This window comes from Draconibacterium sp., from assembly GCF_041583095.1.
Lineage (GTDB): Bacteria > Bacteroidota > Bacteroidia > Bacteroidales > Prolixibacteraceae > Draconibacterium.
Map to the genome: position 1 here is coordinate 1 of NZ_JBFHGM010000092.1, position 16,638 is coordinate 16,638.

Consider the following 16,638-nt stretch of genomic DNA (forward strand, 5'->3'; position numbering starts at 1 on the left):
CAGCATTTAACATTTGAATAGAGATTAGAGTTTTTTGAAAAAGTTGTTTATCCAATTTTAAATTTATATGCAAACCGAAGCCATATTTGAAAACATAGCCGGGCAAATCCAACAGGAGATTGAAAAAGCACAACAATCGGTTTTTATTGCAGTTGCATGGTTTACCAATAAAGCATTGTTTAATACTTTACTCAATCGGGCAAAAGATGGTTGCCGGGTTTCGCTTATCATCTCCAATGACGAAATAAACCAAAATTCGCCCGTCGATTTCGAGTTGCTGAATATGAATGGTTCGGTAGTATATAAAATCGGGGATGGAGATTCGGTTTTAATGCACAATAAATTTTGTGTTATCGACCACAGCACCATTATTACCGGGTCGTACAACTGGAGTTACAAAGCCGAGTCGAACTTCGAAAATGTGGTGATTACCCGCAACGACACCATGCTGGCTGAGCAGTTTATTGCCGAGTTCAATAAAATCAGGAAACAGTTTTTTCAGGATGAACCATCGGAAAATTACTTCCCTGTCGATAAAATTGTTCAGCGCCTCGAAATTCTTAAAAACTATATTCTTTTGGAAGATACGGAAGAATTAAAAAGAGAAGTATCAAAGCTCCAGAACTATCGTTTTAATACCGACATATCAGAAATTGTTGGCGATGTAAACGGAAAAGAATATGCCGCGGCAATCAAAAAAATTCAGCAGTTTATAAGCGGAAACCAACAACTACTTGTTTGGACTGACCCCGAAATTGAGGCATTAAAGTTGGAAATCAAAAATCTCGAAAACCAGTTAAATGCGTTCGATAACGAAAAAACAGAACTTGAAAAAATATTGTCAGAGTTTCAGCACCGTCATTCCGGCGAATTGGGAGAGCTTATACTCGAAATTCTGAAACTCCGAAAACTGCGCTACAAATCGGATAAAACCAAATACGAAGAGGCTGCCAACGACGAAAAAGAATACCGGGCACAATTTGAAAAAGAGAAGAAAAGACAAGTATTTGATTTGAACGATGAAGAAAAGGCTAATCTTAAAAAAAAGTTCAGAAAAGCCACGGTATTGTGCCATCCTGATAAGGTAAGCGATGAATTCAAGGAAGCAGCCCAGCAAATGTTTATCGAACTAAAAACAGCTTACGATGCCAACGATGTAAAAAAGGTATCGGAGATTTTAAACGACCTTGAAAACGGAAATTATTTTAAGGCAAAATCGGAAACCATTACTCAAAAAGACGTTTTAAGGTCGGCAATAGCACAACTCTGCAGGCAAATAAAACAATTGGAAGATGAAATTATTTACATCAAACAAAGCGAAACTTTTAAAACGGTTTCGTCGATTACCAATTGGGATGAATATTTCATAATTACAAAAGAAAAGCTGCAAGAGGAATTGGAAAGTTTAAAAATTGAGGCATGAAGAGATATAAAATAATTTCAAGTGGAAAAGAGGTTGGAAATATTCTGGAACAACATAAATTCGATGGAAATTTCGTGGCAAATGTAACCATTAACAAGTTCCAGATTTCAGGACAAAAACGATTCTCAGATTTAATGCAGGGTTCAGTTATAGGTATTCCAGAGATATTGATTCGTGCGAAAACGAAAAATGAATTGGATGATAAAGTCAATGATTTTATCAATCTTCATATTCAGCAGGAATTTAAAATCGTAGAACAATAAATTAAAGAATATTTCATGCTCACCCAACCCACCTTCTACCAAAAATACAAAAACCTCATTCTGGAAGTTTTCTCCAAAAACCATCCGTTTACCATTCAGGAACTTTGGGAATTTAAAGACCTGGTAAACTGGAACCGGGTATCGGCCAACCCAAACATAGCTTGGAACTCCGCTTTCCTTGAAACCTTTTCGGAGCAACTGAACTGGAAAAAACTAACGGATAACACCGCTGTAAATTGGACCGAGGAAATGTTTGAGCATTTCGGCGATAAAATTGACTGGCGGGCCTTTGAACTGAATTACAATTTCCCCTTATCGGAAAGATTTATCCGAAAATATAAACACAAACTTGACGTTAGCATTTTGCTGATAAATAAAAACACCAACATCCCAACCGATGTATTTGAGGAAATGATTGATCTTGACCTGGCCTGCCCCGAAGAATTTTCGCAGACTGAAAATGTAGCTTTTACCGAAGAACTAATTGAAAAATACGCTGACTTTTGGGACTGGAAGACTTTTAGTTCTAACACAGCTATTCCGTTTACCGACGAACTTATAGAAAAATATCGCGACCGTTGGGATTTTGAAAGTCTGGCCGCCAACACTGCGCTTTTCGATCGGCTCGATTTTTTAGAAAAATACACCAACGTTGATTTTGAGTGGCTAAGCCGGAAAAAAGAAAACGGCTGGACCATCGAGTTTATTGAGAAATATAAAGACCGCCTGGACTGGCAACAAATGAGTTTGAATCCTTTTTTGCCATGGAGTAATGATTTTTTTGCAAGATATATTGATTACTGGGATTTTAGTTACCTGGCGGATAATGAAAATCTTCCATGGACAGAAGAATTTATTGAAGCCTATGAAGACCGCTGGGACTGGAATCATAAAGATTTTGTTGGAATGTGGGGTTCGTTTAGCTGCAACAAAAGTTTACCGTGGTCATACGAGTTCATAAAAAAATACCATACCCAATGGGAGTGGGGTTTTTACTGGGAAACAAAATACCACACATTTATGTATGGCGGTGTTTCGCTGTTTATCTCAAAAGACTGGTCGCTTGAACAACTGTTGGAATTTGAAAAGCATTACGACTGGGAGTTTATGGTAGATAATAATCCTGACTTGTACCCAATTTTCTTTAAATCGCTGGAAGTAGAACATCGAGTTGATTTTATAAAATATTTGTTTGCCTAATCCCGTGATACCTTCAATGTTTTTATAAACTTTAAGTATTGGATGAGTTTTTTATTCTACCAGCCTTAAAACCGAAAGCACGGCACAGTGGTCGGAAGCAATTTCATCGCAAATAACTTCCGTTTCCACAACTTGCCACTTTTCGGCAGGCCTGAAAAATATATAATCAATCTTTATTTCAGGCTCATTGGATGGATAAGTTAAAGCGCCTTTTTGGTCGCTTGCTGTCCAGTATTTTTTTAGAATTGAGATTGGCTCACTATTCGGTGTTGCATTTAAATCGCCGGCCAAAATCGCCGGGTACTTGCACGAGGCAAAAACTTCATTGATCGTTTTTACCTGGTCGATTCTGTCTGTGCTGGTCTCCTGGTGCTCCAAATGCGTGCCGATAAAACTGATGGTGTCGCCCGATTCCAGTTGCACCAAAACCTGAAGTGCTGCCCGCGGTTCGTTGTTGGGCGAATGGGGTAGCGGTACATTTTTGCTCGAGAGAATGGGCATCTTTGTCAGTATTCCTTCTCCGTATCCGCCACCGTCATAAGGCATGGCAATTCCAAATAAGGGCGCCATTTTCGTTCTCCATCCCAGCTCGGTAACCAGGTCGTATTTTTTTGCGCGGTTGGTTTTAAAGTCAACTTCCTGCATTGCAACCAGGTCGGGATTTGTGTTTTGAATTACCGATGCGATCTTATCCAAATCAAAATCGCCTTTGGTAGTTGCACCGTGAAGAATATTGAAAGTTAGAACCCGAATCGTAAGTTCTTCATCACTGTTATTCTGCGCAGAAAGAGCATTGAACGTTAAAATAAGGGTGAGTATAGAAAGTGCCAGTTTTGTCATTTTTATCGATCTTAAATTAAGACGGTGAAGGTAAAGATTAAATTTTTGAAATTCCAGAATTCATTTAACTTTGGATGTAACAAACTTTACCTAAAATGATGACCAAAAAAATCAACTTCACCGTATTTGTTTTCCTTTTTTTTGTGTTGGCAGCATGCCAAAATAAACAACAAAACTGGACCCATTTTCGTGGTTCGAATATGGATGGACAGGCTCATGTTGAAACTGCTCCGTTGCATTGGAGCGATACTGATAATATAGTTTGGAAAGTGCCCGTAAAAGGATTGGGCTGGTCGTCGCCGGTAGTTTATGATGGCCGGATTTGGGTAACGTCAGCCGAAAAAGACGGCCACGAATTTTATCTGTTTTGTTTCGATTTGGAAACAGGCAAACTACTGAATGAACAAACCTTATTTACGGCAGAAGATCCGCAACGTATTCATGGAACAAACTCGTATGCCACGCCAACTCCATGTGTTGATGAAGAACACGTTTATGTGCATTACGGAAGTTTTGGAACGGCCTGCATCAATACCAAAAGTTTTGAAGTGATTTGGAAACGAGATGATTTACCATGTAAACACATGCAGGGGCCGGCTTCGTCGCCAATTATTTACAAGGATAAATTGATTGTGCATTTGGAAGGAACCGAGGATCCATACGTGCTTGCATTGGATAAAAATACAGGAGAAACACTATGGAAAAGTATTCGCCCAAAAGAAATTTATGATTCACTGGAGCCGGTTTACCGCAAATCGTACCAAACGCCAATTGTAATTACTGTGGGCAACCGGGATTTACTAATCAGTAATTCGGCCTACATGTGCTTTGCACACGATGTTACTACCGGAGAGGTAGTCTGGTCGTTTAAGTATGGTTATGACTCAACGGTAAGTCAGCCTTTGTTATACAACGGCCTGGTATTTGTGAATTCCGGCTGGATTTTTCTCGACGGCGTCCCGTATTTTACCCGCCAGTATGCCATCGACCCAACAGGAGAAGGCGATGTAACAGAAACCCACCAGGTGTGGATGTATGAAGATGAGGTACCGCAAATTCCAACGCCGCTTATTGTTGAAGGTAAAATGTATATGGTACACGACCGCGGAATGGTAACTTGCCTGGATGCAATGACCGGTAGAGTTATTTGGAAAGAAAAACTAAGGGGCAATTTTAATTCATCACCCATTTATGCCGGTGGAAATATCTATTTTATTAATGTAAAAGGATTTTGTACGATTATAAAACCCGGAGATACGTTTGAAAAAGTTGCTGAAAACGATATCGGTGAAACTGTAAAAGCGGTACCGGTTTTTGTTGACGATAAAATGCTTTTACGGAGCGAGAAGAATTTGATTCTGATTCAATAGTTTTTGCACGCAAATTACGCTGATTTTGCAGATTTACGTGAGGATGTCATCTTTTTGAAAAGATGACATCCTTGCTATTTGCTCCTTTGAGTTACATCTACATTCCCATAGCACTTCCGGCTATTTCAATTATTTGCTCAAACTGCTGGATATTCTGCAGGTCGAGTGTGCCTGTGATGTAAATAATCATGTTTGTACTTACCAGGAGAAACTCATTCTCATCTTTACCGTCCTTTTTGTAAAACGATATTTTTGAGCGCTGGTCTCGTTGGGTCATTAGCCTCGTGTAATCCTTCAGATTCACATTGTTCATCATGCTATTGTAGAGTTCTTCGCCAAGCACCTGGCGTTTTTCACCCCTTGGTTGAATCATTTTCAGTTGATGAAGCGTGCTGATATATTCCTTAAACTCGGGACTGATATCCCGGGATTCCGACAGCATTTTAAACATGTCTTTGGTAACTTCAAAGTACGAAATGTCTTCGCGGCTGTCGATTAGTTTAAAGGCCTGGTCGATACTTTTGTTGCCATTTTGTGCCAGGCTGCAAAAACTAATGAATAGAAAAAATAAAATGAATTTTGTTTTCATACGGTTAAATAGTTTGTGAATAAGGCATTGTATGGAACTCGCATTTTACAGCTGACTATTTCGATTGGTGCGATCCCACGTTCATGCTCATTTCATGATTAATTGATTTTAAGATCTTTAATTGGATTGTCAAATTGAATATTCAAATTTCTCAACGATTCAACGTCGCTTAACGGAGCATTGATTCGTTTTGCGTTTTCAAGATTGGCAAGGCAGGCATTCATTTCTTTCGAAAAATGCCACAAAGCCAGCTTGGTATTTTCCTGTAGTTCAGCTAACTCATTTTCTGTTAATGTTGGCTGTTTTTCATTACGTGTGTGATTTACACCAACAAAAAACAGGCTCACCACTAACAGAATTGAGGCAGCATAGGCAAACAAGCGTTTTGTTTGTAAGAAACGTTGTTTTTTATGTTCTTCTAATTTTTCGAACGGATTAAAGTTCGGAATTTCCGCATTTATCTGTTCGTTCAGTTGTTGGTACGATTGGATAAACTCCTGTTCAACCGAATTATCATTTTCGGATTGGCTGAAATCTTTCAGATCGAAATCCGCATCAGAAAAGTGTTTTGTTTTCTTGTCACACATTTGCTAACTCCTCCTTAAAAATTTCAAATAATTTTTTTCTTCCTCTCGAAACATGCACGCGTATGGTGTTTGCGCTTTGTTCCATAATTTCGCTCACCTCTTCGTAGTCCAGTCCCTGGAAATCTTTTAATTCTATAGCCATTCGTTGCTGAACGGGGAGCTGGTGTAATTCCTGTTTCAGTTTTTCCACAAAGTCGATGGCATCAAATTGTGTTTCTTCCATCTGTTCGTTAATGTTTGTCTGAAGGTAGTTTTGGTGGTGTTTTTGTTTTCGCAATACATCGAAACAATGGTTTTTAATGGTATTCAAACAATAACTTTCATGGTTTTTTGCATTATCAATCAGGCGCCTGTTTTTCCACAATTTCAGTACCACCTCCTGAGCTGCATCTTGCGCATCGTTGCTGTCTTTAAGTATGCTAAAGGCAAACCTGAATAGTTTATCTTTTTGTTGTAGTATGAGTTTTTCAAATTCGTTGCTTGTCATCCTTTACGGGCTCTTGCTTTTTATGAATTACGTTTGAATACCGGTTTCATAACACGTCTAAGGTAAAAAAATGAAACAATTGTATCATTTTCTGCGCTCCTTTTGCTGATTTCTAATGTGTTGTGGCTGCCGATATTAAATTTAAATGTAAGAACTACTTTATTCATTGCAATCCTCCTATTACACTGCAAAACTTTCTTACATTTGCGCGCCGATTCCGGAGTCGGGCTTTCAATGTCATAAATAATTGATTGAAAACAAATAAAGCCTTTCGGTGTTGGTTAGTTGGATTAGAAAAAAGTAAAATGACAGAAATCAGAAACATTGCAATTATTGCACACGTCGACCACGGTAAAACTACGTTGGTTGACCGTATACTTCACCAGGTAAAATTGTTCCGCGAGAACCAGGAGGTTCAGGAACTTTTACTGGATAATAACGACCTGGAACGTGAACGTGGAATTACCATTCTTTCGAAAAACGTTTCGGTACGCTACAAAGACACCAAAATTAACATCATCGATACACCGGGGCACAGCGACTTTGGTGGCGAGGTGGAGCGCGTTTTGAATATGGCCGACGGTGTTTTACTGATTGTTGATGCTTTTGAAGGCCCTATGCCGCAAACCCGTTTTGTACTGCAAAAAGCCATCGAACTGGGATTAAAGCCAATGGTGGTGGTTAATAAAGTTGACAAAGAAAACTGTACGCCTGAAATTGCTCAGGAAAAAGTTTTCGACCTGATGTTTAGCCTTGATGCTACCGAAGAGCAGTTGGATTTTCCAACCGTTTACGGATCGGCAAAAGCTGGCTGGATGGGCCCCGACTGGCAGACTCCAACTGAAGATGTGGTTTATTTGCTCGATCAGATTCTGGAACATATTCCACCAACAAAACACAAAGAAGGTACGGTGCAAATGCGCATTACCTCGCTCGATTATTCGTCGTACACCGGCCGTATTGCGGTAGGAAAAGTTACGCGCGGCGAATTGGTTCCGGGTTCGAGAGTATCATTGGTAAAACGCGATGGAAGCATTATAAAAACAGCTGCCAAAGAGTGTTACCTGTTTGAAGGACTTGGAAAAGAAAAAACACAAGCTCCTGTACCGTGTGGCGAAATCTGCGCCGTACTCGGACTGGAAGGTTTTGATATTGGCGATACCATTGCCGACGCTGAAGAACCGGAAGGATTGACTCCGATTCAGGTGGATGAGCCAACCATGAGCATGTTGTTTGTGTCGAACAATTCACCATTTTTCGGACGCGACGGAAAGTTTGTAACCTCACGCCAGGTACGCGATCGTTTGTTTAAAGAAACCGAAAAGAACCTGGCCTTGCGAGTTGAGGAAACCAATTCGGCTGATTCGTTCCTTGTTTATGGCCGTGGAATCCTTCACTTGTCGATTCTGATTGAAACCATGCGTCGTGAAGGCTACGAAATTCAGGTAGGACAGCCACAGGTAATTATAAAAGAAATTGACGGTAAAAAATGCGAGCCGATTGAGGCATTAACTGTTCAGGTTCCTGACGAATTTTCAGGAAAGGTAATTGAACTGGTAACGGCCCGTAAAGGTGATATTGCAAATATTGAAGTAAAAGACGACCGTGCACATTTGGAGTTTTATATTCCGGCGCGTGGTTTGATTGGTTTACGTAACCAAATGCTTACCGCTACCGAAGGCGAGGCCATTATGGCACACCGCCTGAAAGGTTACGAACCTTGGAAAGGGGAGCTGGGCGTAAAACGAAACGGCGCTCTTATTTCGCTTGAAACAGGAACGGCCATTGCCTATTCGATTGACAAAATGCAGGATCGCGGGCGTTTCTTTGTGAATCCGGGCGAAGAGGTTTACGCCGGACAGGTAATTGGCGAAAATACCCGATTAGACGACCTGACCATAAATATTATCAGAACCAAGAAGTTGAGCAACATGCGTGCATCTGGTTCCGATGATAAAACAGCCATTGCACCGGCAATTAAATTTTCGCTGGAAGAAGCTATGGAATACATTCGCAACGATGAGTACATCGAGATTACACCAAATTTTATGCGTATCCGTAAAATTTACCTCGATGAGCACGAGCGTAAACGCCGTGCAAAGGTAATAAGCGAATAAGAAGCAAAAAAAATATAGGAAAGGCAGGTTGATTATCAATCTGCTTTTTTTTATGCAGAAAATTGGCAGTTTTAGGTGTTTTTACAATAACATTCCTGTTATTCTTTCCCGCTCGCAACTCCCACTAGGAACAATTATTTTACACTCAATCTTTGAAAAAGGGCTGGTGAATGAGGCGCAAGCCGGGACACATTTCCAATATAATAATACCATTGCGCCTATTTTAATCTCATCATTTTAACCCCGGGCGACACTCTCCGCCAGACGGCGGTTCGTTTCCCCGGGGCTAAATTAATACGGACCTTCAGCCCTCTAACATCTTTTCAGTTGGGTTTAAGTAGAACGAATAAACGCTGAAAGTGCTTAGTATTATAACCCAGGGCAAAGTAATTCAACGAATTACGTCGCCCTGGGGGAGTACGAAACGATTAGAATCGTCCGGCGAAGGAAAACGATCGAAGCCATTAGGTTCTTCCGGACGAAATAAACCGAAAGCAACATTCGCGTAAACAAAAGCTGAGAATGTATGCAATCTTTTATCCTTCATTTTACAAATCACACATATGTTTTAATCCCACTTTCTGGCGTGCTGAATTGTTAATAAATTCTAAACCAATTCTAAACATATCTTACTATTTAGATAGCTGATAAATTGCTGGTAAGCTTTGCTAATGTGGGGTTTTGGTTCTATTTTTAGGAGCAAAACTTAACGATAAAGTCATGATTAAAAAATGCTTATTTCTTGCTTCGGCACTGCTTTTTTCAGTAACAATTTTATTTGCCCAGGAACCTACGGTTTGGCGGGGCGAAAACAACGGAATATACCCCGAAACCGGTTTGTTAAAAGAGTGGCCGGCCAATGGCCCCGAAATTTTATGGACTGCAGAGGGACTAGGCGAAGGACATTCGTCGCCGGTTTTTGCCAACGGTAAAATTTACCTTTCAACTTTGCAGGGTGAAGACGGATATATAGTTGTTTTTAACCAGGATGGCAAGGTGGAGCAAAAAGTGAATTACGGAAAAGATTTTAAGGACAGTTATCCCGGCACCCGTTCATCGGTTGTTGTTGCAGGCGACTTAATGTATATGTATACCGGGTATGGCGATTTGGTTTGTATGGATGCCAATTCGGGGGCTAAAAAATGGACAAAAAACGCATTTACAGATTTCGACGGTGAAAATATTCGCTGGGGAGTTACCGAAACCGTTCTTGTCGATGGCGACGTTTTGTATTTAACTCCGGGTGGAAAGAAAAATAATATGGTGGCCTTAAACCGTTTTACTGGCGACCTGATCTGGACATCAGCCGGAAAAGGAGAACTCTCAGCCTATTGTACTCCTCTTCTGATAAATCTTCCGGCACGGAAACTTATCGTTACACACACTGCCGATCATATTATTGGTGTTGATGCCAAAACCGGGCAGTTGTTGTGGGATTACCCGCATAAAAACCAGTGGAGCGTTCATCCGAATACACCGCTTTTTTACAACGGCGATTTGTTTTGCTTTAGTGGCTACGGTAAAGGTGGTGTTAAACTCGATCTTAGCGACGATGGCAGCAGCGTAACAAAACAGTGGGAAAAACCGGAACTCGACAGCCGCATGGGAGGAATGGTTGTGGTTGATGGTTACATGTACGGATCGGGCGATAAAGGGCGCGAATGGCGCTGTGTGAACTGGGAAACCGGCGAGGAAAAATATGCATCGAAAGACATTGCAAAAGGTGTTACCATTTATGCCGACGGCATGTTGTATTGTTACAGCGAACGTGGTGAACTGGCATTGGTTGAAGCTACACCCGAAAGTTTTAACATTGTAAGCCAAACAAAGGTTGAATTGGGAACTGCACAACACTGGGCACACCCGGTAATTAACAATGGACGTTTGTTTGTTCGCCATGGCGATGTGCTAATTGCTTACAAAATAAAATAGATAGAGGAACTGAAAAAGGATGTTTGCAAAGTAAACATCCTTTTTTAGCCTGTATTTGTCGCATGTTTTTGATGGCCAATAGCTCAAAAAGTATATTTGAGAAAAAATCATGAACGAAAACCAACTACCAATATTTTTCCGCTACCGTTTTTTGTGGCACCTCTTGTTTTGGGTGGTTGTTTTTATTGGCTACTGGCTTACCTACGGTGGTTATCTTGAGCATTATCGTCAGGAATTTTTTATCGGTTTAACCTTATTGCCGGCCCGAATTATTGGTACATATACACTTATTTACGGTATTTTACCATATGCCATTGAGAAGAAAAAATTTGTAACTTTTGGCGTTCTAACCCTGATTCATGCACCGCTTTTCGGATTTCTGATCTACATGTCGTACAAGATTCCAAACTTGTATCCCGAAATGTTTGATTATTCAAAACTGCCATTTTTTTATGTGCCTAAAATCTTCAATAAAGTTATTTCCAATTATGGAATTCCGCTTTTGGCCGCATCAATAATCGTATTTAAAAAGTGGTACATCGACGAGCAAAAAAATAAAAAGCTTGCCGAAGAAAAGCTTGCCGCCGAACTAAATTTTCTGAAGTCGCAGGTTCATCCGCATTTTCTTTTTAATACACTGAATAACCTGTATGCTCTAACACTGATCAAATCGGAAAAAACACCCGATATAGTGTTGAAGTTGTCGGGGTTGCTCGATTATATGATCTACAAAAGCAACGACGATTTTGTACCGCTTAAAGAAGAAATTAAGATTATTGAAAGCTATGTGGAGCTGGAAAGCATGCGTTACAATAATCGCCTCGATTTAAAATATAAAATTGACGAAGATGTTGATCATCACCGGATTGCGCCGCTGATTTTATTGCCATTTATTGAAAATGCTTTTAAACATGGTGCGAGCAAAGACCGTAAAAATCCAAAGGTAGACATCGATATAAAGATTGACGAAAAATGCCTGACGTTACAGGTGAAGAATTCAATCCATGCTGAGAAGGAAAAGGAAGAGAAGCTGAATGAAGGAATTGGATTGAAAAATGTACGCCGGCGTTTGGAACTGCTTTATCCAAAATCGCATAAACTTACGATTAATAAGCAGGATACGAAATTTGAGATTAACCTAAAAGTGTGCTGGGCCAATGAGTAAAACGAGGTGCATAATAGTTGATGACGAACCGCTTGCGATTGAAGTGCTGAAATCGCATATCCAAAAGCTGGATTCGTTGGAGATTGTTGGAACCTGTGCCGATGCCATTGAGGCTTTCGACTTTCTAAAGTCGCACAAGGTCGACCTGGTTTTTCTTGATATCAATATGCCGGAAATGAAAGGAACCGACTTGGTGAAAACTCTGAAAAATCCGCCGGCCATTGTTTTTACTACTGCTTACCGCGAATATGCTATTGAAAGCTACGATCTGAATGTGCTGGACTATCTGCTGAAACCCATTTCATTCGAGCGTTTTTTGCAGGCGGTTGAAAAATACAAGCAGCAATATTTATTGATTGAAGAGGTTTCGCTACACAAAAATAACGGCGATTCGGAATACATTTATCTACGCGAGAAAAATGTAATTCACAAAATACCGGTAACCGAAATCGTGTACGTTGAAAGTTTTGGCGATTACCTGAAATTGCATACGTCGGACCGGGAAATTAACAGCCGCTGCACAATGGCAGCACTCGAAAAAGCTTTACCCGATAAGGGCTTTGTCCGGGTGCACCGCTCATTTTTAATTGCTGTTAGCCGCATAACCAGCTTTAGTCCGGTTATGGTTGCCATTGGCGATAAAGAATTCCCGATAGGAACCAGGTACCGCGAAAAGACCTTTGAAAAACTCGATTATAATTCATTCTTGAACAAATAAAAACCATAAATAAAAAAAACATGAAGATTGCACTAACTCTTTTAATTACCGCATTTGCTTTTTCAATAAGCGCACAGCTTACACAATGGCGCGGCCCAAACCGCGATGGGCATTTCCCCGAAACAGGTTTGTTAAAAGAATGGCCTGCAGATGGCCCGGAATTGTTGATGCAGGTGGAGAAAATCGGAAAAGGATATTCGTCGGCAATACCCGAAGGCGATATGATTTACATTACGGGAATGATTGATACGCTCGATTACCTTACTGCGATAAATCCTGACGGTTCGTTTAAATGGCAGGTACCTTACGGGCGTTCATGGAATAAATCGTTTCCCGACACACGTAGTACACCGGTTGTTGAGGATAGTCGGATTTATGTTCAAAGTGGAACCGGACAGGTTTCATGTATCAACAAAGAAAACGGGGAAACTATTTGGGAAGTTAACGTTGACGAATATTTTCAAGGAGAATACCACATTTGGGGAAATTCTGAAACAGTTCTGATTTACGACGATAAAGTAATTGTTTCGCCCGGAGGAAAAGAAACCAGCGTTGTGGCGTTAAACAAAATGACTGGCGAGAAAGTTTGGCAAACCAAGTCGCTTGGAGGCCCGAGAGCTTATGCGTCGGCAACTATTTACGAGTGGAATGGCTTCCGTTATATTTTGGCGGTAATCGGCACCGATCTTATGGCAATTGTTCCCGAAACTGGCGAGATAGCCTGGAGTTACAGGTATTGGAATTCCGCTAAGTGGGATCAGAATGGATTGATTTGGACCAATACGCCTGTTTTTAAAGACAATACTATTTTCCTGACGATGGGTTACGATTACCCGGCAGTAATGTTGGAAATGGATTCAACAGGAACTTCAGTAAGCGAAAAATTTGTCGATCATACCTTTGATAATCATCATCATGGTGTGATTCTGCACGATGGATATTTGTACGGCTCAAATTGGTTCGACAACAAACGCGGACGCTGGATTTGCATGAACTGGGACACTGGTGAGATTAAATATGTAGCTGATTGGGACACAAAAGGCGCAATCGTTATGGCCGATGGACTTTTATACTGCTACAACGAACGTGGAAATGTTGGCCTTGTAAAACCTGATCCTGATGGTTTTGAAGTAATAAGCCAGTTTAAAATTACCGAGGGAGCCGGACCACACTGGGCGCATCCGTTTATTGCAAATGGTAAGCTGTATATGCGCCATGGCGATGTGCTGATGGTATATAATATTAAAGCTTAACCCCGCGTTAACTCAAGTTTGCAGCAAAACTATTATCTTTCTGTTTTTTACCTGAATTGATGACTAAAAGAACCATAAATATCATTCTGATCTCGATCGGTACCATTGGATTTATTTCCATTTTTTGGTGGTTAAATGCCGATCCTACCAAAGATTTTACCGTTAATCTTGAAGGTGCCGATAACAGGGGGAAAGGAGTGCCTCCGCAAGATGTAACTATTGGTGAGCATTTCGAACAACTGGGATCTGCTTACGAAGTGCTGGAAGAAACTTGGACCAATTTTCGGGGTGCCGATTACGATAATATCTCAAAGTCGCCGGTAAAACTGGTGGAAAGTTTTGGGGCTGAAGGGCCAAAAATTCTTTGGTCGAAAACATTAGGTGAAGGACACTCAGGCGCTGCCATTTACAAAGGTTTGGCGTATGTACTTGATTACGATGAAGAAGAGCGTGCCGATATTTTACGCTGTTTTTCGGTGGTTACCGGAGAAGAGCAGTGGCAACGCGGTTACGATGTAGCTATTAAACGAAATCACGGCATGTCGCGAACAATTCCGGCAGTTACTGAAGACTACATTGTAACCATCGGGCCAAAATGCCATGTTATGTGTCTCGACCGTGAAACCGGAGATTTCCGCTGGGGACTTGATGTGGTAAAAGAGTATCAGAATGAAATTCCATTTTGGTATACCGGGCAATGTCCGATAATCGACAATGGCGTTGCAATTATTGCCACCGGAGGAAGTAAAATGATGGTGGCTATTGATTGCGAAACAGGCGAGAAATTGTGGGAAACGCCAAATCCGGAAGGATGGAAAATGTCGCATTCATCAGTTATACCCTATACTTTTGGCGGACGAAAAATGTATGTGTACAGTGCCATCGGAGGTTTGCTTGGAGTGGCTGCCGACGGTCCTGATGCCGGGCAGATCTTGTGGGAAACATCGAAGTGGAACCACTCGGTTGTCGCACCTTCGCCGGTTTGTATGCCCGACGGAAAGATTTTTATGACCGCGGGTTACGGTGCCGGAAGTATGATGGTTCAACTAACGGAAAGTAATGGCGCTTTCTCTGCTGAGCCGCTTTACGAATATGCACCAAAAGATGGACTGGCATGCGAGCAGCAAACACCGATTTTGTGGAATGGCTATTTGTTTGGTATTGTTCCGAAAGATGGAGGAGCCAACCGAAATCAGCTGATTTGTGTGAGTCCAAATGATACCAGGAATGTGGTGTGGACAAGTGGTAAGGAAACCCGTTTTGGTCTTGGTCCGTATTTTATTGCCGACAATAAAATGTTTATTCTGAGCGACGACGGAACCCTGACTATTGCACGCCCAAGCACCGAAAAATACATTCAGTTGGAACAGGTAAAAGTAATTGAAGACGGGCACGATGCCTGGGCTCCTTTTGCACTGGCCGACGGTTATTTGTTGCTGCGCGATGCAAAAACAATGATCTGTATCGATTTGAATGTGAACGGATAGAAAAGCATTAATGCAAATATATAGTCATGAAGAATAAAGGAATTGTACTATTTCTGATTGTACTGGCGGTGGTAATCGTTGGCATAATGGTGGTCGACTGGTACTCGAAGCGTCCGGATAACATGGAGGCCAATAAATTTGAGTTCAGTGTTGATGAGTTTCGAAACGTTCCGGAGGAGCTGGTGAAGTACAAAGAAACCCGGAATTTTAACCTGGGCTTTGTTTTGGCTGAAGCGCTTGAAGTTGCCAATAATAAAATATATGCAGTTGGCGATCAGGAACTGAAGATCGTTGATTTTTCAGGGACGCTATTGGGCGAAGTTGGTTTTCTTGACGAACCGCACGGATTAGATGTGGTTGGCGATACCATTTATGTGGTTTTCGAGAAATTTGTGTGGATCGTTGATGAAACGGGCACTACCATTCATAAATGGGAAATTGAAGGAGAAGATACCTATTTAACTGCTGTGGCGGTTGAAGGCGAGGATATTATGGTTGCCGATGCCGGTAACCGACGCGTTCTGCGTTTTAATCACCAGGGAGAAATTGTAAATGAGTTTGAAGGAAAAACCGATGACGATTTGGCACACGGTTTTATAATTCCCAGCCCGTATTTCGACCTTGATATAAATGCTTATGGCGATTTGTGGGTGGCCAATCCGGGTATGCACACCATGGAAAATTACACCAAAGAAGGACGTTTGCGCGAGTTTTGGAAAGCTTCAGGAAATCAAACCGAAAATTTTAGCGGATGTTGCAATCCTGCTCATTTTTGCTTTTTGCCCGATGGCAGTTTTGTTACCAGCGAAAAAGGTTTGGTTCGCGTGAAGATCTACAAAGCATCCGGAGAATTCAGCGGAGTTGTAGCACCACCGGCAAAATTCGATGAAAAAATTGAAGGACAGGCACCCGATGTGGCTGTCGACGACGAAGGAAATATTTATGCGCTTGATTTCGACAGAAATGTCTTACGTGTATTTGAACCAAAAATTTCAGAATAGATAATAGCTATTTTATGAAACGAAAAGAATTTATAAGAACAACAGGTCAGCTTTTACTTCTCGGAGGAATTACTGCTTCTGCAGGTTATTTGTTCGTGAATAAAAAAGTGTCTGCTGCTTGTTCGGTTTCCCCAACTTGTGATAATTGTGGCAAATTTCAGAAATGCGATTTACCACAGGCGAAGGAGGTAAAAGATGGAAAATAA

16 protein-coding genes are annotated in these 16,638 nt (G+C 41.1%); 12 read left to right on the plus strand and 4 right to left on the minus strand.

Annotation, left to right across the window (positions count from 1 at the left end; genetic code table 11):
- Positions 1-67 precede the first annotated feature (67 nt).
- From ABZB17_RS10520 to ABZB17_RS10530, 3 genes are read left to right on the plus strand one after another with little or no spacing between them, the layout of a single operon-like run.
- Entirely contained in the window at positions 68-1,423 is a 1,356-nt protein-coding gene (locus tag ABZB17_RS10520) for a phospholipase D-like domain-containing protein (RefSeq protein ID WP_372650035.1), read from the plus strand.
- Positions 1,420-1,686 (plus strand): hypothetical protein, encoded by a 267-nt coding sequence (locus tag ABZB17_RS10525; protein ID WP_372650036.1) that lies wholly within the window; start codon positions 1,420-1,422, stop codon positions 1,684-1,686. Before ABZB17_RS10520 ends, ABZB17_RS10525 begins: the two co-directional genes overlap by 4 nt.
- A 15-nt stretch (positions 1,687-1,701) precedes the next feature.
- The gene (locus ABZB17_RS10530) at positions 1,702-2,886 is read left to right on the plus strand and encodes a hypothetical protein (RefSeq protein ID WP_372650038.1); all 1,185 of its coding nucleotides are present in this window, start codon (positions 1,702-1,704) and stop codon (positions 2,884-2,886) included.
- A gap of 51 nt (positions 2,887-2,937) precedes the next feature.
- Here ABZB17_RS10530 and ABZB17_RS10535 read toward each other — a convergent pair whose 3' ends face one another.
- Positions 2,938-3,726 (minus strand): endonuclease/exonuclease/phosphatase family protein, encoded by a 789-nt coding sequence (locus tag ABZB17_RS10535; protein WP_372650040.1) that lies wholly within the window; start codon positions 3,724-3,726, stop codon positions 2,938-2,940.
- A gap of 95 nt (positions 3,727-3,821) precedes the next feature.
- Between ABZB17_RS10535 and ABZB17_RS10540 the strand changes: the two genes are divergently transcribed.
- Positions 3,822-5,096 carry a PQQ-binding-like beta-propeller repeat protein gene (locus ABZB17_RS10540; RefSeq protein ID WP_372650042.1) on the plus strand — a complete coding sequence of 425 codons (1,275 nt, stop codon included), beginning with the start codon at positions 3,822-3,824 and terminating at the stop codon, positions 5,094-5,096.
- Positions 5,097-5,193: 97 nt separating this feature from the next.
- On the opposite strand, the gene ABZB17_RS10545 is transcribed toward ABZB17_RS10540, so the two are convergent.
- From ABZB17_RS10545 to ABZB17_RS10555, 3 genes are all read right to left on the minus strand, one after another.
- Positions 5,194-5,685, minus strand: a complete 492-nt coding sequence (locus ABZB17_RS10545) for a DUF4252 domain-containing protein (protein ID WP_163325309.1) — start codon at positions 5,683-5,685, stop codon at positions 5,194-5,196.
- Between the two features lie 98 nt (positions 5,686-5,783).
- Complete coding sequence (locus ABZB17_RS10550) at positions 5,784-6,272, minus strand: hypothetical protein (RefSeq protein WP_372650044.1); 489 nt, start codon at positions 6,270-6,272, stop codon at positions 5,784-5,786.
- Entirely contained in the window at positions 6,265-6,759 is a 495-nt protein-coding gene (locus tag ABZB17_RS10555) for an RNA polymerase sigma factor (RefSeq protein ID WP_372650046.1), read from the minus strand. Before ABZB17_RS10555 ends, ABZB17_RS10550 begins: the two co-directional genes overlap by 8 nt.
- A 305-nt stretch (positions 6,760-7,064) precedes the next feature.
- On the opposite strand from ABZB17_RS10555, the gene typA reads away from it, so the two are divergent.
- The 8 genes from typA (at position 7,065) to ABZB17_RS10595 (ending at position 16,638) form a co-directional block, all read left to right on the plus strand.
- Positions 7,065-8,876, plus strand: coding sequence for a translational GTPase TypA (gene typA / locus ABZB17_RS10560; protein WP_045027677.1), 1,812 nt, complete (start codon positions 7,065-7,067; stop codon positions 8,874-8,876).
- Between the two features lie 720 nt (positions 8,877-9,596).
- Positions 9,597-10,808, plus strand: a complete 1,212-nt coding sequence (locus ABZB17_RS10565) for a PQQ-binding-like beta-propeller repeat protein (RefSeq protein WP_372650048.1) — start codon at positions 9,597-9,599, stop codon at positions 10,806-10,808.
- Positions 10,809-10,917: 109 nt separating this feature from the next.
- Positions 10,918-11,973 (plus strand): sensor histidine kinase, encoded by a 1,056-nt coding sequence (locus ABZB17_RS10570; RefSeq protein ID WP_372650050.1) that lies wholly within the window; start codon positions 10,918-10,920, stop codon positions 11,971-11,973.
- The gene (locus tag ABZB17_RS10575) at positions 11,966-12,691 is read left to right on the plus strand and encodes a LytR/AlgR family response regulator transcription factor (RefSeq protein ID WP_372650052.1); all 726 of its coding nucleotides are present in this window, start codon (positions 11,966-11,968) and stop codon (positions 12,689-12,691) included. The genes ABZB17_RS10570 and ABZB17_RS10575 overlap by 8 nt, the downstream gene beginning before the upstream one ends.
- Before the next feature lie 20 nt (positions 12,692-12,711).
- Positions 12,712-13,944, plus strand: a complete 1,233-nt coding sequence (locus ABZB17_RS10580) for a PQQ-binding-like beta-propeller repeat protein (protein WP_372650054.1) — start codon at positions 12,712-12,714, stop codon at positions 13,942-13,944.
- 59 nt (positions 13,945-14,003) lie between these two features.
- Positions 14,004-15,431, plus strand: a complete 1,428-nt coding sequence (locus tag ABZB17_RS10585; RefSeq protein ID WP_372650055.1) for a PQQ-binding-like beta-propeller repeat protein — start codon at positions 14,004-14,006, stop codon at positions 15,429-15,431.
- Between the two features lie 26 nt (positions 15,432-15,457).
- On the plus strand, positions 15,458-16,432 hold the full coding sequence (locus ABZB17_RS10590) for a hypothetical protein (RefSeq protein ID WP_303918854.1): 975 nt from the start codon (positions 15,458-15,460) through the stop codon (positions 16,430-16,432).
- A gap of 14 nt (positions 16,433-16,446) precedes the next feature.
- Positions 16,447-16,638, plus strand: coding sequence for a hypothetical protein (locus tag ABZB17_RS10595; RefSeq protein WP_303918852.1), 192 nt, complete (start codon positions 16,447-16,449; stop codon positions 16,636-16,638).